Annotated in this window: 14 protein-coding genes and 4 pseudogenes; 3 read left to right on the top strand and 15 right to left on the bottom strand. The window is 40.0% G+C overall.

Features of this window, described 5'->3' with window-relative positions:
- Positions 1-16: 16 nt before the first annotated feature.
- Both ACJV45_RS06615 and ACJV45_RS06610 read right to left on the bottom strand, forming a co-directional pair.
- Positions 17-1,420 carry a sensor histidine kinase gene (locus ACJV45_RS06615; RefSeq protein ID WP_042904293.1) on the bottom strand — a complete coding sequence of 468 codons (1,404 nt, stop codon included), beginning with the start codon at positions 1,418-1,420 and terminating at the stop codon, positions 17-19.
- Positions 1,421-1,426: 6 nt separating this feature from the next.
- On the bottom strand, positions 1,427-2,128 hold the full coding sequence (locus ACJV45_RS06610; protein WP_004122570.1) for a response regulator transcription factor: 702 nt from the start codon (positions 2,126-2,128) through the stop codon (positions 1,427-1,429).
- 139 nt (positions 2,129-2,267) lie between these two features.
- Here ACJV45_RS06610 and ACJV45_RS06605 point away from each other — a divergent pair, with 139 nt between their 5' ends.
- The 3 genes from ACJV45_RS06605 to ACJV45_RS06595 are packed head-to-tail and all read left to right on the top strand — an operon-like array spanning position 2,268 to position 4,532.
- Positions 2,268-3,032, top strand: a complete 765-nt coding sequence (locus ACJV45_RS06605; protein WP_004122568.1) for an ABC transporter ATP-binding protein — start codon at positions 2,268-2,270, stop codon at positions 3,030-3,032.
- Positions 3,029-3,754 (top strand): ABC transporter permease, encoded by a 726-nt coding sequence (locus ACJV45_RS06600; protein ID WP_004122566.1) that lies wholly within the window; start codon positions 3,029-3,031, stop codon positions 3,752-3,754. The genes ACJV45_RS06605 and ACJV45_RS06600 overlap by 4 nt, the downstream gene beginning before the upstream one ends.
- Before the next feature lie 13 nt (positions 3,755-3,767).
- Entirely contained in the window at positions 3,768-4,532 is a 765-nt protein-coding gene (locus ACJV45_RS06595; protein ID WP_004122563.1) for an ABC transporter permease, read from the top strand.
- A gap of 352 nt (positions 4,533-4,884) precedes the next feature.
- Here ACJV45_RS06595 and ACJV45_RS06590 read toward each other — a convergent pair whose 3' ends face one another.
- From ACJV45_RS06590 to ACJV45_RS06530, 13 genes and pseudogenes are all read right to left on the bottom strand, one after another.
- Positions 4,885-5,784 (bottom strand): class C sortase, encoded by a 900-nt coding sequence (locus ACJV45_RS06590; RefSeq protein ID WP_019261836.1) that lies wholly within the window; start codon positions 5,782-5,784, stop codon positions 4,885-4,887.
- Positions 5,785-6,262: 478 nt separating this feature from the next.
- On the bottom strand, positions 6,263-8,146 hold the full coding sequence (locus tag ACJV45_RS06585; RefSeq protein WP_419397926.1) for a SpaH/EbpB family LPXTG-anchored major pilin: 1,884 nt from the start codon (positions 8,144-8,146) through the stop codon (positions 6,263-6,265).
- Positions 8,147-8,390: 244 nt separating this feature from the next.
- Positions 8,391-11,087, bottom strand: coding sequence for a hypothetical protein (locus ACJV45_RS06580; RefSeq protein ID WP_419397925.1), 2,697 nt, complete (start codon positions 11,085-11,087; stop codon positions 8,391-8,393).
- A 627-nt stretch (positions 11,088-11,714) separates the two neighbouring features.
- Entirely contained in the window at positions 11,715-15,701 is a 3,987-nt protein-coding gene (locus ACJV45_RS06575; RefSeq protein ID WP_419397924.1) for a BspA family leucine-rich repeat surface protein, read from the bottom strand.
- A gap of 218 nt (positions 15,702-15,919) precedes the next feature.
- Positions 15,920-16,193 (bottom strand): annotated as a pseudogene (locus ACJV45_RS06570) (hypothetical protein); the annotation flags it as partial.
- Positions 16,194-16,396: 203 nt separating this feature from the next.
- Positions 16,397-16,495: pseudogene (locus ACJV45_RS06565) on the bottom strand (GNAT family N-acetyltransferase); the annotation flags it as partial.
- Positions 16,496-16,553: 58 nt separating this feature from the next.
- On the bottom strand, positions 16,554-17,768 hold the full coding sequence (locus tag ACJV45_RS06560) for an ATP-binding protein (RefSeq protein ID WP_029600523.1): 1,215 nt from the start codon (positions 17,766-17,768) through the stop codon (positions 16,554-16,556).
- Positions 17,769-17,895: 127 nt separating this feature from the next.
- A pseudogene (locus tag ACJV45_RS06555) lies at positions 17,896-18,060 on the bottom strand (ATPase); the annotation flags it as partial.
- Between the two features lie 33 nt (positions 18,061-18,093).
- The gene (locus tag ACJV45_RS06550; protein ID WP_019261829.1) at positions 18,094-19,047 is read right to left on the bottom strand and encodes a hypothetical protein; all 954 of its coding nucleotides are present in this window, start codon (positions 19,045-19,047) and stop codon (positions 18,094-18,096) included.
- A gap of 10 nt (positions 19,048-19,057) precedes the next feature.
- Positions 19,058-19,564, bottom strand: a complete 507-nt coding sequence (locus ACJV45_RS06545; protein ID WP_019261828.1) for a GNAT family N-acetyltransferase — start codon at positions 19,562-19,564, stop codon at positions 19,058-19,060.
- A 254-nt stretch (positions 19,565-19,818) separates the two neighbouring features.
- Positions 19,819-20,115 carry a type II toxin-antitoxin system RelB/DinJ family antitoxin gene (locus ACJV45_RS06540; RefSeq protein ID WP_019261826.1) on the bottom strand — a complete coding sequence of 99 codons (297 nt, stop codon included), beginning with the start codon at positions 20,113-20,115 and terminating at the stop codon, positions 19,819-19,821.
- 264 nt (positions 20,116-20,379) lie between these two features.
- Positions 20,380-21,315 carry an ORF6N domain-containing protein gene (locus ACJV45_RS06535; RefSeq protein ID WP_019261825.1) on the bottom strand — a complete coding sequence of 312 codons (936 nt, stop codon included), beginning with the start codon at positions 21,313-21,315 and terminating at the stop codon, positions 20,380-20,382.
- A 630-nt stretch (positions 21,316-21,945) separates the two neighbouring features.
- Positions 21,946-22,040: pseudogene (locus ACJV45_RS06530) on the bottom strand (type II toxin-antitoxin system RelB/DinJ family antitoxin); the annotation flags it as partial.

Genomic DNA, 22,040 nt, shown 5'->3' with positions numbered 1-22,040 from the left:
GTTGCACAAGATTGATTCATATGTAAGTCTGCGGTATCGTTAGAGAGACCTTAAGCCCACCATGTTTGCTTTTACTTATATCAACTGTTCCATTATGAGCGCCAATAATCTGCTGAACAATCAGCAAACCCAAACCATGCCGCTGCTCTGCAGTACTTGTATCGCAAATCATATAGTGCGGTGCATGATTAAGCTTTTCGATTTTTTCATCTGAAGCACCCATACCATTATCCTCAACGCAAATAATACAATTGTTATTATTTGCAGCAACGGATACATAAATCGTACACCCATTTTCATTATGAGATATGCTGTTCTGAATAAGATTAGATATTGCTCGTTTTAATAAATCTTTGTCTACGCTAATATTGCAAACAGTCAATTTAGCATCTGTTTCCCACTTAATCGAAAACTCATCTTGCATACCCATATTCATAAAATCCACAACAACTTGCCTAACAACAGCAACAATATTTTCTTCTTTTTTCATAATTGGTTGCATATTATATTCAAGTTTTGAAGCCAAATTAAGGTCATTAATCAAATTCTTCATTCTTGCACTTTGCTTAATAATCATCGTCGCTTTTTTACGATCTTCTTGCGAAATATGGAGAGAATTTTCTAACTGTCCTGCATACCCCATAACCATAGATAACGGCGTACGAATATCATGCGAAACTCCAGCTATCCAATTCGCTCTTGCAGTCTCCTTTTTTCTCAATTGTTCTTTTTGTATTTGCAAAATATCGGAAGCAGAATTTATGTTAGATGAAATTTCTGAAAGTGCTCCTGTTTCTGGAATATGCACGCTTTCTCCACTAGATAAACGTTGTATCCCTTTTGTAATCGGATTAATTGATTTTAGTAGTTTTATATTAGCTATTAAATAAATTCCAAGAATCAGCAAAATGTTGATAAATAATACGCTTAAAACAATCTGTGGAAAATTTGAGATTAAACTGTAGTTCCAACTTGGTCGCGTATGTTTCCAAAAGCTTTTGTGCGGAAATCCGACTACGACAACTCCATTCTTATTATCACCCGTGTAAGTTGGATAACCATCAATGTAGCCAACGCTCAAATTAGCTATATCAGACAAAGTATAATCGTTTGGGATAGTTGCAGGGACATTTTCTGTTTTCCATACGACTTTCAACGTATTATTATCAATCAAAATTGCCCATGCGCCAGAATTTGTCAATTTGGAAGACATATTTTTTGATAATACATAATCCCCACTTGCGGATAATTGTAATGCCTCACCTGTCTCTTTTGCTATGTTATAGGGAGACATCTCTTTATCGGGTGCGTAATTCCCTATAAGTACAACAAACGCAATAATATTCATTAATACTATGAGCACAGTGCTTAGTAGAAAAATACTTATAAAACGTTGTATTAGTTTTGGTATGCTTTTCATTCTGCTTTACTCCACAATCAGCTTGTATCCTAAGCCTTTTACTGTTACCAATGAAACAGGCTGCGATGGATTGAGTTCTATTTTTTCTCTGATACGACGTATATGCGCCATTAAAGAATTTTCATATCCAAAAGGATTAGCTCCCCATGCAGCTTCACATAACGCGTCAATTGTTACGATACGACCCGCATTTCTATATAAAGCAGAAAGCAAATCGTGTTCTTTGGCTGTAAGTGGAATATGTTCGTTATTTTTTATTACTTGGGCAGAAGAAAAATCAATCTGACTATTTTTCAGTTTAACAATGGGATTTTCGCTCTTGTAGCTTCGTCTTAAAATTGCCATAATGCGAAACGTTAGCTCTTTTGGAAGAAACGGTTTTACAATATAATCGTCTGCTCCTAAGTCAAACCCCTTAAACTTATCTTCATCCTCACCGCAAGCAGTAAGAAACAAAACAGGACAATCACTATATTGTTTTATCTTCTCCATTAACTCAAATCCATTACCGTCGGGGAGCATAACATCAAGGATTGCTAATTCTGGACGTAATGTTTGTGTTGCTTCTACAGCATCTTTCATGCTTTTTGCAGTCGTTATATCATAAAAACCGTATTCGTTTAATATGGATACAACCATATCTAGAAGTTCCTGCTCGTCATCAACAAGCAGAATATGCTTGTTCAACAAATAATCATCCTGATTCATGGAGCGCCCCCTAACATATATTATGCCATGTGAATATTCATTTTTTTACATCGTATAAAAATGTAAGGTAGATGTAAGGTGAAGAGAATGTTGTAGAAAGGTTGACGCAATATCATAAATCCCGAAAGGAGATATTGCCATGAACAATATTGTTACAACAGAACATTTAACAAAAAAATATAAATCATTTATTGCTGTTAATGATGTCTCACTCCATATTCGCAAAGGTAGCATTTACGGCTTTCTTGGACCGAATGGAGCTGGAAAATCTACAACAATGAAAATGCTCCTAGGTCTTACAGCTCCAACAAAAGGTGTATTTACAATCGACGGAAAGCAGTTTCCTGCTGACCGCATACCTATTTTGAAAGAAATAGGCTCGTTTATTGAATCACCATCTTTCTATGCAAATCTAACTGGTAGAGAAAATCTTGACATTATACGTCGCATTTTAGAACTACCTAAGAGTGCAGTTGATGACGCATTAGAATTAGTAGGTCTTTCCGAGTTTGGAGACCGTCTTGCAAAAAAATATTCGCTTGGCATGAAACAAAGGCTTGGTCTCGCTGGAGCATTGCTTGGTAGACCACCTATTTTGATTTTAGATGAGCCAACAAATGGACTCGATCCATCTGGTATACACGAAATCCGAAATCTGATTAAGTCGCTGCCAGATCTTTACGATTGCACGATTCTTATTTCTTCTCATATGCTATCCGAAATTGAGCTTATTGCAGATGATATTGGAATACTTAATCACGGACACTTGCTATTTGAAGGTAGTTTAGATGAACTACGACATCATGCATTACAATCTGGTTTTGCTTCCGACAATTTGGAAGATATGTTCCTATCCATGATTGATAAAGACAATACACTCAGGAAGCAGAGTGCAAGACTATGAAAACGCTTGTAATCGAACTCAAAAAATGCAAGAGGACTGGCTTTATAGCTCTTATGATTGCTATTGGCATTATGGGAGCAGCGTACGCTTTTGTGAATTTTATTGTGCGAAAAAATACATTATTAAACCTGCCTTTAGCTCCTATGGATATTCTTCTTACACAGCTTTACGGCATGATTATGGTGTTAAACATGTTCGGCATAATAGTCGCCGCATGCATTATCTACAACATGGAATTTAAAGGAAATGCAGTAAAAAAGATGCATATGCTTCCTATGAGTGTTCCAACTATGTACCTATGCAAATTTATGCTGCTGACCGTTCTGTTACTAATCGCTATTTGCATACAAAATTTAGCACTTGCAAAAATTGGTGTAACAGATTTGCCACAAGGCACGTTTGATGTAAGTACTCTTATGTCTTTTGCCGCATATTCATTTATTACGTCAATGCCTGTATTGTCCTTTATGATTTTTGTATCATCACGATTTGAAAACATGTGGGTAACGCTTGGAATTGGTGTAGCAGGATTTTTAAGCGGCATGGCATTGGCTTCTTCAGACATTGTGCTTTTTATGGCATCACCTTTTATCGTTATGTTAAAACCAGCAGTTGCCATGAGCGCGCAACCTAATACTACGGTCGTAATCGTATCCATAGTTGAAACAATTCTGTTTTTATGTTCTGGATTGTGGGCAGCTAAGAACCTGCACTACGAATAAGGAGATTATGAAAATGAGATTTTTTGAACTTCTTAAAATTGAATTTAAGAAAGTAAAGCGTAGTAAAATTATTCCTTTGATTTTTATTGCACCGCTACTTGTGGTTGGCTCTGGTGTAGCAAGTCTTCATAGCTACTTCACTCCAGAATATACACACCCATGGGCTGCTATGTTTATTCAAAGCGCATTAGTCTACTCATATTATCTGCTTCCGCTTAGTATGATTGTTGTTTGCGTGATGATTGCAGGACGAGAAACAAGCAATAACGGCATATTAAAAATGCTGGCTCTGCCTGTTAGCAGATACGCGATTTCTGCTGCAAAATTTTGCGTACTGTTATTTTATTTGCTTATGGAAATGGTTGTATTTTTTGCCGTATTCGTTATAGCAGGATTGTTTGCAACCAGTAGCACAGGAGTTACAGAAACGCTCCCAATTATGTATATACTAAAATGGTGTTTAGATCTGTTTTTGACTATGATTCCAAGCGTAATAGTCATGTGGGCGATTACTGTGCTTTTTGAAAAGTCAATGTTATCCGTTGGATTAAATATACTTCTTGTAATTCCTGGCGTATTAATAGCAAATACTCCACTTTGGATAGTTTATCCTTATTGTTACAGCGGATATATGGTTTCCCGCTCTCTACATGCAGTTACATCAACAGGATTAGGAAACGGATTTAATCTTATCCCATTTTTGCCATGTGCAATTGCAATATCTGTGTTCGTATTTTTGATAGCAATAACACAATTTGGTAAAAAAGAGATGAGATAACAAGGGATACTAAATAATAATGCAGCGAAATAACAAATAAAACGAAACAACAAATATAGACGTGATTAGCAAAAGCGCACCCAGCTAATCTGCGCTTGGCATCATCTACCGTGCTCTCAATCTACATTGAGAGCACTCGTAGTATTTATACACTTTTTTGAGTACGCACTATAGGTATTGTATGCACTTTTTAACGATAATAAGATACTATCGCAAAAAATTTAGATTGGCTTGATAGCTTGATTTTAAACATGATATCCATTCTATTAACACCAATCATTTTCACGAACGCAAACAAACGCAACCGCATCACAATGAGCGCAAATCACAAACAACCGCGATATAGTCAGCGTTAGTTTAAATGCCTTCCATGCGGCGCAATATTCTTACGATGCCTGCGGACCGCGGCAATAATCATCGTGGCAAGAATCACCGCGCACCCAATAAGCGCGAGCACAAACATCGTCATCCAAAGCGGCCACTGCAACTTGTCTCCCGGTGCGGAAACTGGATCTGGTAGCACGCGATACCCTGTCACCAACAGCCTCTGCGTATTCACACCATACGGAGTACACGTAAGCAGCGTCGCCAAATCGCGCCCCTTCTCGCGTTGAAGCAACCTAATATCATGCGGATCGACCACGCTAATGCGAAACACCTTGTAACGCAGCGTCTCCCCTTGCACGTCAAAGTAGAAGAAATCGCCCTTCTTCAACTCCACTAAATCATCAAACATGGTCGCATTCGGCAAACCAGTATGCGCCGTCACCACCGAGTGACGAGTTTTGCCACCAACCGGCAAATCCGTGCCATACAAGTGCCCAGCACCATACGCCAAAACCTCCTGCGAACTACCGTGGTAAATCGGCAGCTTAACGCCAATCTTCGGGATTTTCACGATACCCATAATCCCCATCGGCTCATCCAGCTGCTTCGCATACTCCTTATACTCCGGCGTCTTCATATAATCCGTCGTGCCGTCGTACGGATCAGCCGTAATAATCGACTTGTGACGCGCATTATAACGACGAGCCGCGTTCAAAATCTTCTCTCTAGCGCTCGCAGTCTGCTTACGACTCAAACGATCATAAGCAACAGAAATCTCCTTCGATACCTTGTTATTCCACAACGTTGACGCAACTGGATACGTGAAGCACAAAATTGCTGCAAGCGCGAGAACGATTGGCTCTAAAATACGGCGCAAATGCGATTTCTTGCGTTTTACTTGCTTTTCCTTTTTCTTAGCCTTCATTCCTACTCCAATGTGCGGATGCAAATGTTTTAATGCAGATTTGTGTAGTGCGCGGTTTTCTTACTTGGTGTTGCGCGGGGTTTGAGTATTTCTCTCCTCGCAAGTCCCGTCGCTACGCTCCTCTTTTATTGCTCGTATAGAAATACATCAAACCTTCTGAATATCTAAAACTTTTGCGTATCTTTCATCACCGAGATTCTTGATTTTTCTTGCTCTCTCGGCGAGTCACCATCTAGCGATGCTGAGGCTCACCTCGTTCGCGGCGAAAAATCTCGAATCTCTGCCACACTTGGCGTATTTGCGCAATCTGCAGTGCGCAAAAGATTAGAGCACTTTGTACCAGAAGACACGCCGCAGCGTTTAAAACAAAATGCATTTAGCATTTTGTTTCTACGCTGGCGTGTCCTGGTACAAAGTGCCTAAATCTTTTGAATGCTAAGCCGAACGTCATCTAATCAACGTCGGTTAACGCATTCAATCAAGCGTTCTGCTGCTGTTCTTCTTCCTTACGATTACGCACGTAAAGAATCACACTAGCAACGATCAAACCAATACCAGCCAATGCGAAAATCAGCACGCCGTAAGCACCAGTTGCAGGAAGGTTGAACCAGAAGCTCTTGCCGTCTTCGCCGCCATGAAGTGGGAGATCCTCAACATCAATAAAGGTGGTGTAATCTTTTGTAATCTTTGCCTCATAAACAGCCGTAGACCTAGCATAACCCTCAGGAGCTTTTACTTCGAGAAGATACACAGGATCGCCTGCACGAGTCTTATACGCATTCTCGAAGTTACCACTAGCATTGGTAGTAGCATTCTCAAATGTTGATGCAGCTTCGCAGTTCTTATCCTTAGCAATATTTTTGTTCTCATTCAAAGCCTTGTAGCAGCCTTCAGCCTTTGCCTTATCAGCAAAGATCTTGAATTCAGCGCCGGAAAGATTTTCTTTCACACCGTCCTTCATGTAGTACTTATGCACCTGGAGGTAACCGAAATCAAGAGTAGACTTGCTCTTATCAGTGTTAGGAATGATTGGAGGCAATGCCGCTTCACTATCCGAATGAGCTGGGAAGAAGCCAGATGCGTTAACAATCTCATTCTTGCCGTTTGACTCAGAATCCGTATTATTTTTTGGAGCATTGCCAGTCTGATATGTGCTACTAACCTTAAACTCAAGATTTACAGTAACCTGAGGAGCGGTTCCGCCATCCTGAACATCGTTCAGAGCTGTAGCAATCTTACCTAAGCCAGCTTCAGTAAACTTTACAAGAATACGCTTATGACCAGTTGTAAGATCCTTAGAATTTGGATCCGTAGCACTAGCAGAGTCAATTAAATCAACCGTGTAATCTTTAGTTTCAGTAGTAGAAGTAGCTTTTTCAAGAGTCGTATCACCAATCTTCACACTCTTCACAGCATCAGCGAAGGTTACATCGCTTGTGTCCCAATCAGCTTTGAATGCCTTCAAAGCATCAGCCGGAGCGTCATCGAAGACCATATAACCCTTAAGATCATTAGCCGTCAAATCCTTAGTGCCAATTTTTGCCTTATTAACTCCGGCAGTAATAGTGTAATGCAAGGTATCTTTGACGCCTGCGAAACTCTTCTTATCGTAAACCTTCTGAATAGTAGCCGAGAGATTCTTATTCTTCGGCTTCACAACAGGCTTGTAGTTGTAAGTAACTTTGGTCGTTTTGTTCGCGTAAGTACCAGTAGTAGTGTACTCCGGCAAAGGAAGCGTCATATAGAAGGATTGCAAATCAGAAATACCATAGCCTGCAGGTGGCTCAGTCTCAATTACTTTGTAAAGACCAAGTCCAAGGTTGGAGAAAGTTGCTTTACCGTCTTTACCAGTCGTTTGATCTTGGATAGTAGTGTTGGTATCAAACTTTACTTCCGCATCATTGTCACCTTCCGTAGCAGTGTGATCATTCAGCTTGGTAGCAAGTTTCGCAATCTCTTGCCAAGACTCAGGAGACCTAAGATCTAGAGTTGTTTCTTTAGTGCCAACCTTAATGGAAGCAACCTTTTTTACGCTAAACTTAGCACCCGGAAGTGGCTTATAACCAGTAGGGCAAGAAGAAGCTGCTTTTTTCTGAGTAACAACCTTCTTCCCACCACTTCCCGAAGTAGTAGTAGTAGAAGTAGTAGTAGAAGAAGCAGTATCCTTCTCACACTTGAGAATGGTTATAGTGCCATTCTTTGAAGCACCAGTCGCCCACGGAGCCAGATCAGTTTCCAGGTCTCCAATCAAACCATTACCCCACGCAACACTAGATACAGTTACAGCGCCGGCGACGCACAGCGTGCCAGCCATCGCAAGCGACGCCACCGCCGCCACGAATTTATTAGTGAACTTTTTCATGTTCACTCCTTTCATTTGCCGTTTTACGGCAAGTAGAGAATTAGTTTGCATTAATAATGCTCATACGAGTAAAGTTTTAAAATTTTTGGCATTTACCTTGTGTTATCACGCTCCCGAATCCCGAAAGACTGCGCGATAAAACAATGCGCAATAAAACAATGCGCGAAACAGGAAGGCTTTATGCGCAAATGCGTACGTAGTCGCCTTATACGCAGCACGGCGAGTAAATGCATATACAACTGCTTTATACGTGATTGCATAAGCCTCGCCACCTTCCCAAAATTAATTTGCTACCGCGCTCACTTTGACTTACCACGAAGCCAGCCGCCAATAGATTCACCAATAATGCGGCAAGAATACCCAGCTGCAAATTCCAACTCTGACCACCCGTGTGCGGCAAAGTAAAATTACTCACCGAGTGAATATTGAACGTAAAAGCAGCAAAATCCTTATGTTCCTTAAAAGATGCTGGAGCAGCAGTTAGCGAAGATTTTATCGACGTAGGGGTTAAACTGCCTTTTAGACCATCAAACGTTTCGAGTGCTTTAGGTTTCAGAGCAAACACAACGCACTGATAATCGCCAACCTCAGTCGGCTTTATACTCACTTCCTTATCAGTTCGCGCAGCCACTTTTTTACTTGGATCCGACGACTTGCAAGTTGTCTCGCCTTCTTTATTAGAGTGGCACGTATTTTGATTATCATCCGCAGGCACACTCAACCCAAGCTCGGCAAGATTACTACTCCAAGTCTTGTATTCAAAATCCTCCGCAGATTGCGACGAACCAGAAGGCTTATTAGTTTGCGAGCCAGATTGCGCACTGCTAGACGAACCAGCGTCAGTATTACCGCCATTCAAGCTAGTACCGCTATTAGCGCCATTTGAGCCACTTACAGCAGAACCACTTCCAGTAGTCAAGCCAGCACCGTCAGTCGAGGCACCGCCTCCAGCAGCATTATCCTTCTTCTTCTCACCCTTCGAGCAAAGCACGCGCAACGTAATCTTATTCTTGCTATCCGCCGCAGAAGTAGCATCAACAAACGGCTTAAGACTCATACCAAGTATCGCAGAAATACTGTTATCCTTGTCAGGCAACTCCGCCGGCAACGAACCATCGCTATTTTTAAACGGATACACTTTCAGCGTAAGATCATTATCGCCAATTTCTGATGGCTTCGGCTCTGGAGGCTTATTCGACTTCACCTCAATCGTAACTGACTTATAATCACAGTCAACGCCTTGTTGAATAGGCGAATCTTTTTTCCACTTATCTTCAATAATGTTTCCCTCAAACAGGGATTTCTTACCTTCCGGAGTTTCTGCTCTAGCATCAAACTCTTTTACTAGATTAGAAGATTCCGTAACTTTACCACCCTCTAAGGTTCGTTTTAATTTAGCATCCTTAAAAGCAAACACTCTGCACTCAAAAGTTCCAGCACTCGTAGGCGTGCCACTAATCCAGCTCTGAGATTCCTCAGTATAAGGATCACTCTCATACAAAGCAAAATTCTCTGCATTTTTATCAGGTCGATTCTCACCTTCCCTGTGTTTGAACTGCTGCGTATTCAAGCTCAAACCGTTAACTTTGTCTACCGTGTAACTGGCTTTATCACCAGTACCAGTTTTGCAAATCATACGATGATAGATAAAACCAGGCTTATACTTCGATTGCGAATCAATAAAAAGCTTATTATCAATAGGATCGTAGGTGTCTTTATTATCAGTACCCTTACTATTAGACTTTGGCTTTATGGTAATACTGACACTTTTTTTATCAGAATCACCTGTTTGTGCAGTACTATCAGTGCTCCCAAAATTGTTAACATTGATTGTTAAATCACCAGATTCAGCCTTAGGCAAATCATCCTTAGCAAGTTTTGCTATAATTTTCTTAGCTTTGGATTCTGAGCCATCTGGATAATGTATTACAAACTTAAACTTATACGTCTTAGCTGCCATCCATTTGCTTACAAAAAAACGTATAGAACCATCGCTATTTTTCGTAGATTTAGCAGTGTAGCTATCATCCTCACCCTTGAAAAAAGCATAATTTACAGAATCATCATTACCATACTTTTTCAACTCAAGCCACACGCCATCAGGCAATGTTTTCTGCTCTTTACCAGCAACCTTTATTGTTGGAGTAATAATCTGAGGAACCCTATTATAAGGCTCATTGCCATTACCCTTAATATCTAATTTGTTTTCAGTTTTTTTAACGTTTTTAGTGCCATAATAAGTAATGCTGTAACATTTTTCGAAAGTACCAAATTCCTCCATATTACTCTTGCACTCTGAAGGAAGTTCAGGCTTTCCCTTCGTACTTCTGTCAGTGCCGTTAGTAGCCGCCGCAGAATCAACGCCTTTCTTTTGTGCATCTTTAACGTTTTTATTTACAGCAGAATCAGACTTAGCCTTATCGACACCATTGTTACCAGCAGTCTTCGGCTTCTCAACAGGCTTCGATTCCTTATTATTATTATTCTTTAAAGCATCAGAAGAGCCAGTATTTTTCTTATTAAGCTCAGTATTATTAGATTCACTCTGCTCAGGATTCTGCTTCTCACCCTCACTCTTAGCAGAATCAGACTTAGTACCACCAGTATTCTCAGTAGAAACAGTATTAGCACCAGCATTCTCACCAGCGCTTAAAGCAGAAGTTGGAGCAATCACAAAAGTAGCAAGCAACGTTGCAGATGCTACCAATAACGAAAGTAACGCTCGACTCGTGCACGAACCACACGCTTTTCGAGACGCGTTTTTAGACGATTTTATGAACGCGTTTTTAGACGATTTTATGAACGCGTTTTTGGACGCGTTTAAGCGCAAAGCAGCGCAAGAAGCCTTTTTAGACTCTCTTGCAACGCTAGAGTCAATACAGCGAGCAACAAAATCTCTAATCGCCCGCCAAACTTTTAATAAAACCTTCTGAATATTCATAAATATTCCTTAATATTCCTTTAACTACTCTATATATACGCTCCCCGGCCTTGCACAATAAATAAAGGATAAAGGTAATTGTCTTTACTGCAAGCACAGCCATGAAAACTGTCAAACAGTACGATCAAAACCCCATGTAATGTACAGCTGTAAGCATACCCCCCCCCCCATGCTGGATTTCAAGCAAAATCCATGAATTTGACAATCTTTTTGAAAATCACTATTTTCTATGAAAATAATCGCAAAATACGTTAAAAAATATTCAAAATAACACATGTTTTTAGGATATTTTACTACAAAAAATTTTATTGTCGCAAACTTCGGGCGTGTCACAAACACAATATACAGTCATTCGAAATAAACATAACCACAATATATGCTGGTTAGTATTACAAGCAGACAAATGCACACCTGCTTTAGCACTACCAGTACCACTACCCATACCAATACCAGTACCACCAACTACCACTATAACTGCCTGCATCAATCGAGACGAAGGCAGACCTCACTCGCGTTAAAAGCACACTGCGCTTTCATCAACTTTGAGCAAGCTCAGCGCTACGAGTTGCTTTCGCGCACGCTACACTCTGCGCGCTGCGCTCTCAAGCAGGTAGGAGCGCAGCGATATTAAAGCTGCTTAGCATGCTTGCAGAAGGTGGATCCGTCGCCTAGGAACCGAGCAAAGAAGCTGGTTGCTGCACTTACAGCGGTTTTAAGCATAGAACCACTTACAACAGAGTGCGCAACAGAATGTGCAAAGCAGTGTTTAGCGCCAGAGGCAATATCGAGCGCGCCGCCGCTAAAAGCCTTCGAAAACCCAGCCAAAGCAGTGCTTGGAAGCACAGACGCAACCCAACCATGACGACCAAACGCCCCAGCAACCGCGAACATTGAGAACAGTCCAATAGACAAGAATGTGAACATAACAGCCGACTGGCCGCCAGTATGAGGCAAAGGCACCGGCTGAACAAAGGTCTCCAAATAGTACATTGTAGTGAAGAACACTAAAGGCGACTTTGGATTACTAACAGGCACAACACCATCTTCACCTTCGCCAAGTTCTGTCCAGGTGCAAGTATTTCCGCTTGGCTTCTTAAACATGATTTTATAAGTATTGCCCTGTCCTTCGGTACCTCCAGGTTCTCCGCTTTCTTCATCACTGCCATCACTTACAGATCGCGATTCTCTTGCGGATCGCAATTCCTTTACACGCGATTTCTTTATAGATCGCAACCTCTTTACACGCAATTTCAACTTTGAACTACGCGAGTCACCAGTATCGTCACCAGTATCGTCACCAGTATCGTCACCACCTTCACCGGGTTTATCTCCACCTGGTTCCTCAGTACTAGGTTCTTCGCCCGATTGAGAATCTATAGCACTTCTAAACTTTGAAGCGAAACTATTTTTTACAATTCTGTACGCATAATCCTGCGATTTTTCATCCTTCTTCTTCTCTAAATTACTCGAATTATACAGTGCAGGAACATAGTACGTATAAGTAGTGCCACCCGAATCTATATTGCAATCACATGTCATATTGTCATTTTTTATATCGCCAGGCTCCATTAGCTTGGCTTTAACAGGAATGTAGTATGCAATATTTTTAAGATCATCATCGTTTGAAATTGTATCTAAAATCGTAACATTATTAGTTACGACTATATTATTGCTGTGATAATTCTCATCGAGGGAGAATATTCCACCCGTAGCAAAATGTTTTGCGATAGGATCATCATCAGGATTATTCTCAAAACCACTAGACTGCAAGTTATTCGCAATCAGCGTGCCTTTAAAACCACTGAACATATTATCAACAGAAAAGTAATGCTTGCTCTGATCATCAGGGTCAGCATTAGCCACAGGTGTATCCGATTTTGTAAAAGTCTTATTGCTGAAATCTAATACGAAGTTGTTGCCACTTTCTGCCCCCGCATTGGAAAACATTGAACTAAGATCCGTAACTTTTGAAATATCCCACTTGCTCAAATCCGCAGTGCCAGTAAGCGATTTGCAATCAGAAAACATGCCAGACATGTTCTCAACATTGCTAACATTCCACTTACTCAATGCACTTATATCAGTCAACTTATCGGTACCTTCAACAAAGCTGTGGCTGAACATATCACGCATATTCTTAACATTGTCAACCTTCCAGTTTTCTAGACCTGAAAGATTACTTAATCCAATGCACTCCTCGAACATGTTATGCATATCTGTAACATTGTTAACCTTCCAACCTTTCAAATCTAAAAGGCTATTTAAACTCTTGCACCAGCTGAACATGTTATTCATATCCGTAACATTGCCAACATTCCAGTCTTTCAAATCACTAATACTATTCAACAATTCACAACCGCTAAACAGGCTAGACATGTTCGTAACATTGCCAACTTTTGTTGCCCAATTACTCAACTTCTCTGCACTAGTAAGCTTTTTACAATCCGCAAACATGCCAGACATGTTCGTAACATTGCCAACATTCCAGTCTTTTAAATCTGAAAGGCTACTTAAGCTCTTACAACCGTTGAACATGTTATGCATATCCGTAACATTGTCAACCTTCCAGTCTTTCAAATCACTAATGTTCGCCAGCAATTCACAACCGCTGAACATGCCATACATACTCGTAACATTGCCAACCTTTGCTGCCCAATTACTCAATGCACTTATATTAGTCAATCCAGTTTTAGTGTCAGAGTCGGAATCAGCGCAACCGCTGAACATGCTATTCATATCCGTAACCTTATTAACATTCCACTTTTCTAGACCAGAAAGATTACTTAATCCACTACAACCGTTGAACATGTCATGCATGTCAGTAACATTGTCAACCTTCCAGTTTTCTAAATCTGAAAGGCTATTTAAGCCCTTACAACCTTTAAACATGCCATCCATTTTCGTAACATTGCCAACATTCCAATCTTTTATATATGAAAGACTCGTTAAGCCACTACAACCGTTGAACATATCATGCATATTCTTAACATTGCCAACATTCCAATCTTTCAAAGGCTCAATGCTACTAATATTGTTGCATCCATAGAACATTCTAAACGTGCTAGTTAATCTGTTTGTGCTACTCTTAGATTTAGCCCAATTAGCTAATTCCTTGATATTGTTAAGATTAAAGCAATTTGCAAACATGTCATCCATTGCCGTAACGTTACTAACATTCCAATCTTCTATGCCAACAGTATTTTGAATCTGTGTCACCGCAAACATTGCCCTCATGCCTGTAACTTTACTTACATCCCACTTTTGAAACGCATTCAAATTTTTACCAATATTCATACAGTATCTGAACATGCTGTTCATTGACTCGACTTTTTTAGTTTTCCAGTTTTCCAAACCAGTAAAATCTTCTAGACTGCCACAACCCTCGAACATGCTATCCATATTCGTAACGTTACTAACATTCCAGTCTTTCAAAGGTTCAAGCGAAGTAATATTCATCAAACCTGCATATCCGGCTAGATCAAAACTTTCACGTTTATCTTCGTCCGCAATAATAGCCGAGAACATGCTCTTCATGTTCGTGACACTGCCAACATTCCACCCACTCAAACCGCTAATATCACTTAAACCAGCGCACCCCTCGAACATGTTGCTCATGTTCGTAACCTTGCTCACATTCCAACTACTCAAAAAACTAAAATCAGTTAATGAGGAATCCTTAAATAGATAGGACATGTCTGTAACGTTACTTACATCAAACCTGTCGTAGTTGCCAATGCTACTAATAGTTTTCCCTGAAAAAAGACCTTCCTTACCTTTTGACAAACTCCCGTACGCATACACGAATGCACCAAAAAAATCAACTGAGCCATTGCCATCATTATTGAGCTTTGAAATTTCTCTTCGAATACTATCAAAATTAGTAGGTAGCTTATCAGCACTAATAGCACACGCGTTTCCAGAACCAGAGTCAGGGCGAAATATAATTGCATTACTGAAAAATCCACTTCCACGATAACCTACACAAGCAGGAAGCTTTTTAACTTGGTCTAGGGTTAATTTCTCAAGAGTATCTGCATCACGATCTTGACCCTTAGTTTTTTTAGCCTTTTTCTTTTTAGCTTTTTCTTTTTCTTTTTTAGACTTAGCCTTTTCCTCAGCCTTTTTCTTAGCCTTCTCTTTTGCGTCTTCGTTCTTAGCTTCGGTATTTTTCTTGTTCTTATCTACTTGCTTGCCATTTTCTTTATTGGATTTATGCTCAGGAACATTCGCAGGAACATTAGATTGCTTCTTTTCATCGCCAGCATCTTTGCCAGCATTGCCATTATCTACAGACACCCCATTAGGATTTTTAACAGTTCCCTTATTACCTACAGTACTTTCTCTATTAGTTTCACCTTTATCGACTTCCCCATTAGCTGCCCCGTTACCTTCAGCGTTAGTCTTCTCTTTACCCGCTTTACCAGCACCATTGCCAGCCTTATCTTGATTCTTATTATTCTCGGCAGCAGCAGCCAAAACAGCAGCAAACAATGGATTCTTCGTTATTTTGGCATAAGCCAGCCCTGGCAGCACTGACACACTCAATGTCATAGCAAGCACACACAAAACAGCACTCAACACTGCCAACACACGATGCTTCATATTTTTCTTCATATCCCTCACCTCGTGATACGCAATAGTCGTTAATTCACGTAAAACGGCACATCTCCCTTATTTTGCGCACTGATGAAGTTCTACCGTGAACCACACTATTTGCGTTCGCTATACCTTTCATAGTATACTCCTATAACACTAATCAGTAAATATCCACAAACTATGTGCGAATTTGTTTGAAACCAGACGTATTAGTGATTGGCTATTTCTACGCGTAGTTAAACTGCGGTTCTTCTACATGGGTGCTGCTTGATAACGAGAACAATATTGGTAAGCACAATACCAAAAACTACGCTAACCCACACCAAACTCGGTGTAAGCAGCAAAGCGAGAACACCAAAGATCAGCAGTCGAAGCAGCACAACAATAACTAAGAAAGTCCAACTTTTTGTTAGGCATTTCTGTTGGTCAGTCTTCAATGCACCCATCAGAACCATAACAGCAGCCGCCGCGCAAGAAAAACAGCAAATTGCCCAAAAATATGACAAGCAGCGCAATAATAAGAGTGCAAATACCAGCAACAGTTTCCGTAATCACATGCCCCCCCCCAAAAAAAAGCATGCTTGAAAAGCACCGGACTTACCTTCATCTCACTCATCATCTTTCCCTATGAAAGGCAGTTACGGAATATCGTGCTATGATTGCACAGCTTTGATTGCACAGCTTTGATTGCACAGCTATGACTGCACAGAATATCTAAAACGTCTTTCTGCATTCGGCCTAAAAATTTCATCTTCTTCATTTGCTTCTATATAACCTTGGATATATTTCCTATCTGGTCTAATTAATCTCATAAGCTCTTCTTATTCCTAATATGTAATTCTATTAAAATTAGAATCCATACCAGTCTGTTTAGTCCCATTTATCAGATAAAAGGAAGTCACGAATATTCCTGTGCTTAATCCCATTTCGACTCATGTCAAACTCATCAAGAGAAACAACATATTTCGGGAAATTATCGCGAATAGCATCATACGCTCCAAACTCGCGATTCACCGTTTCTTCTGAAGCGAGCAAATAAGTGACCTGAACATACAACTTTTCACCGCGCCTACTGCATACAAAATCAATTTCCTTGTCACCCATTCTACCAACAGTCACTTCATAACCTCGGCGGAGCAATTCCAAATATACAATATTCTCCAAAATGAGATTAATATCTCGCATATTGCCACCGAAGATAGCCTCGCGAATACCATGATCAGCAATATAATATTTTTCATTAGAAGAAAGAACTTGCTTGCCTTGCAAATCCTCTCTTTTCACCTGATAGAACAAGTACGCATCGCAACAGTATTTTATATAGTTCAGGATTGTTTCTGGAGCGACAGTACGATGCTCGTTTTTCAAAAACTTTGCAAGAGACGTTGCAGAAAAAGTCGTTCCAACATTAGCAATCACGTAAGCAATGATTCGTTCAAGCAAGTCAACATCACGGATTTTATTACGTTTCACAATATCCTTGAGCTGAACCGAATTAAACAAATCATGAAGATATTGCTTAGAAGGCGCATCTGCATAACGTAGATTTGCAAGATAAGGCATGCCTCCAGCAAGCAAGTATTCTTGAAAACACTGCTGATTGGACGCATCGGGATTTACTGAGTGATACAGTTCCATAAACTCCCCAAAAGAGAAAGGATATATCACAAACTCCACATATCTACCACCCAAATAAGTCGCAAGCTCACCAGACAGCAACTTCGCATTCGACCCAGTAATGTAAATATCACAATCCAAAGAAACACGTAAAGAATTAACGCACTTTTCCCAGTCTTTAACCTCCTGAATCTCATCGAAAAAGAGGTAAACCTTTCCGCCAATCTCCTTGGCACGTTTGACAATCTCATCGTTCAACGCCTGAGCGGTTAGAAGATGCGAATAGCACATATCTTCAAAGTTGATTGAAATAAACTGAGCCGAACTAACACCAGATTCTGTCAGCTCCTGCTGAATCAGCTTCAACATAACCGACTTTCCACATCGGCGTATACCAGTCATGACCTTAATCAAATCAGTTCCAATGAATGGACGAATACGACTCATATACAGTTCGCGTTTAATCATAAAACTTCACCCTCATTCCTACTTAACTAATAACAGTTTATCACACTTATAAGTGAAATTTAATGGCAAAATCGATAATTTATAAGTTATAACTGATAAAATCGCGAGAAACCATCCTAAAACAGACTAGAGAGAACCGTATACGTAATTTCGTTTGATTCGGGAATAATTCTTTAAACTTTTTCAAACTTCTACTATTAATATTTGCTTCAGATTTAACCTCAATAGGGAAAATATCATTTTCTCGTTGAATAAGAAAATCCACTTCATACGGCGGATTCGTTTGAGACCAGTCGTATTAGTGCGTTGCTATTTCTACGCGTAGTTAAACTGCGGTTCTTCTCCATGGATGATGCTTTATAACGATAACAATATCTGTAAGCACAACGCCAACGACTACACTCACCCATACCAAACTCGGTGTAAGCAGCCAAGCGAGAACACCAAAGATCAGCAGTCGAAGCAATACAACAATAACTAAGAAAGGCAAACTTTTTGTTAGGCATTTCTGTTGATCAGCCTTCAATGCGCCCATCAGAACCATAACCGCAGCCGCCACGCAAGAAAACAGAATATTGCCGAAGAACATGACGAGTAGCGTGCGCCAGCCAGCGATAGCACCAAGCATCCACCATTGCAGCATCAATGCAAGCAAAAATGTGACAACATCGCATACTGCTTCCAGCAGCATATTCGCAACGATTAACGAGGAGAATGTTAGAGACACACCTCTAGGAGTGCCTGTTTTACCTGCGCTCTCATGCTGTAATGCAATCATGTTTCTCGCCTCGGCGCGCTTTACGCGCTCTTCTTCAAGCATTTGAACGCCAAGCTCAACCGATTTCTTTGAAGCTTCCTGTAATTGCGCATCCGTCATACCTGGCTGCCAAGGCTTTTCAAAAACAAACAGCAACACACTAGTGATCGCTGCGCCAATAATAATGCTTAGCAACGTGATATCGGAAACAAGCAATAAAGCAATACCAGAGGTCACCAGCAGCCTGAGCACAAAATCGATGATTCCAATAAGCAAATCACCAGATCCATCATCCGGTCTGCGACGCCTATCCCACTGCAGATACGCTGTGCTTAGCAGAGAAAACACCACAACACTCAACGCGAGTATGACCACAGTTTCCCAACCTAGTACGCGGTGCCCTACGAACTGCTGTACAAGCAACGCAATAATAAGCGTGCAAATGCCAGCAACAGTTTCTGTAATCACATGACCCCAAAAAGCATGCTTGAAAAGCACCGGTCTTACATTCGTCTCACTCATCATCTTTCCTCTATATATTAATCCAATACCTTCTTGTTGTAACATTTCCTCTTGGTAGGCTATTTTTCACTTTATTTTCTAAAATTCCACCATTATTTTCTATAACTCGTATCGAGCCAATATTGTCATCATCGCATGTAATCAAAATTTTATGTAGATTCAAAGTCTCTTTACAATATGTAAGTGCCATAGAAAGCATTTTTGTTCCATAGCCCTTCATACATTCAGATTGTCTAACTTCGTACCCTATGTGACCACCATAGTTAACTAAAAAAGAATTTAATTCATGCCTAATATTAATTTCACCAATAAATTTTTCATTATCTATCAGCCAAAACGTAGTAGCTCTAACATAATTTTCAGGTAAATTTATACCATGTTCAATATTATAAGAACTCTCTATAATTGTCTCAGGGTGTATAAAACGTCTTTCTGCATTCGGCCTAAAAATTTCATCTTCTTCATTTGCTTCTATATAACCTTGGATATATTTACTATCCGGTCTAATTAATTTCATAAGTTCTCCTTATTCCTAATATGCAATTCTATTAAAATTAGAGTCCATAATAGTCTGTTTAGCTTTAATAGTATTACTATTAAAAAAAAAACCATACATACAAGCTTTATTAAAGAAAAATTTTTTATTTTTCCAATTAATATAGGCTTTTCACACCCATAAAATTTTTCTTTTCCATAAATCACACGAGAAACCACAACTTCATGCTTTTCTTCAAAAACAAAAAATAAGAAAATTATCACACGCCATGAACCCTATGCTTGATGCAAAGATTCAAAAACCTTATCCGCAGGCTTCACATCACCAGATAAAACCGACTTATAACCCTTTTCCAACTCATCATTCAACTCACCTTGAGTCATAGAACTCACATCACGCGGCTCTCTATAACCCAATTTAACATCAAAAGGAAGCCCCTGCTGTAAAACAACCTGCTTATAAAACATGGTAATAGCACTCGAAGGAGGAAGACCCAAAGAATTCAATATATACTCTGCCTGCTCTTTTAACTCTGGATCAATACGAGCATACAAGTTAGCTGTTTTCGCCATACAATCACCCCTTATTTCTTACAATGATCATACAACATTGCATTGGCATTGCAATGGCACTGCATTAACATTAACATTAGAAAATTACACTTATACGTAATATTAAAAACGCAAAAATCGCATCTAAAATCTCAAGAAACTCAGCTAACAAACTAAAAAACCAACAAAATCAAAGCACAAAACTTACATGCAAAAACTATTCATATTGATGTTCAAGCAAAGCATCAGTATCGGTTTTATATTTTTTCAACAGTTCCATTTTCCTTACACCGTACTTAGCCTGTTCAACAAATCTTGTACCATCCCCACATCATGCCAAAGCGAAATGCCAAAGCATTTCTTTCCGGCATCCTTGATGGATGCCCCGATATGATAAACCGACTTGCTGTCCAAAATAATGAATCTGTCGTGGAAAACCTGAGTCTTCTTAACAGAGAGTGTGGGGTACTGGGCATTGAAGTTTGAAACATCTGTGTTCGTCAGCTTTGCGCTTGCATAGGTGTAGATTTTCACATCAACTCCCGCTTTCTTCTTTGACAGAATATTCAGAGTGTAAATATCCACATATCCGTCAATCAGGATAATCTCCTTAGCAGCTTTTTGGATAATGGATGTAATCAGGCTGAACGCATCATAAATCTGGCCATCAAAGAAGATTTTCTGCTCGGACTCAGCATGATCTTCAATGTATCGGAATACCTTATCGAATCTCTCGTCTGTGTTTTTCTGGTATTCCAGCTGTTTAACTTCCAGTTCATCTACGCGGTTCAATATCAGCGAATTGGTTGCCAGAAATTTACGCATTTCAACAAATGCCCGCATAATACCTATGCTTACATTGATAGCTACATCACTTCGAAGTATGGCAGAAAGCATCGATATGCCCTGTTCTGTAAACGCATACGGCATGTAGCGTCTGCCTCCACGTCCATCCGCAATTTCTTCTTTTGAAATGCCAATTTGGCATCTCAAAAATTCTTCCTCCGTAAGCTGAAAACAAAAATCTTCTGGAAAGCGCTTCTTGTTTCGTTTGAGCGCTCGGTTCATTGCACCCGTTTCAACCTGATACAGCATCGCAAGATCACTGTCCAAAATAACCTGTTTTCCTCTGATTATATGTATCAGACTGCTTATGGTTACACTCGTGACCTTAACTTCTGGTTCACGCGCAATCTCGATAATTTCTTCTTTCTGTGCCATGCTAAAGCCCTCATTTGCAATATCTTCTTTTTGAGATGCCAATTTGGCATCTCAAAAATCATTCATACCGTTTTTCATATGTCAGGCGAACATCGTAGCCCAACCGCTCCATCATAGCGAGAAATGTCTTGTTCACAATTTTTTCTGGATGGTTTATCAGCCGCGAAACTTAGGCTCCAGATGTTCCTACATACTCACCGACCTTTTGCTGACTCAATTTTTCTTCGATATATTTCGTTTTTACATCCAACTCTATGTTATTTAACAACATTGTCCGCTACCTGAGTATATGTAGAAATCTTGCACTAATCGCCCAAAATATTATAACATATCTCCATGCAAATTTCCGGTCCCTTCACGAAAAAAGCGCCCACCTCCGAAGAAGTGAGCGCAGCGTTAATTTCAAAGGTTAGTATAACACTAAGTAGAACACTTCACACAGTTCAAAGACTTAGTAGAACGCGTACTAATAAGTCTTGGAACTATATCCTTTTCATTAGGTAACAAACAACAAGAAGAGATGTTCTTTGTTGTAAAGACTATGAAAGGGATGAAGTGTGATGCAAGGAATAAACGTAATAATTTTTTACGCGTATTTTTCTAAAACCAAGCTCACACCACGGTTTCCTATCATCGTTCAAGCTCTTCAAAAACATCATCTATAGGATAACTATCACTTTGAGCCGCCTGATCATAACCTTTAGCCATCAACGCGTTAAACGTCT

The organism is Gardnerella lacydonensis (genome assembly GCF_048545055.1).
Classification (GTDB): Bacteria; Actinomycetota; Actinomycetes; order Actinomycetales; family Bifidobacteriaceae; genus Bifidobacterium; species Bifidobacterium vaginale_C.
This window is presented reverse-complemented; position numbering and strand designations above follow the sequence as displayed.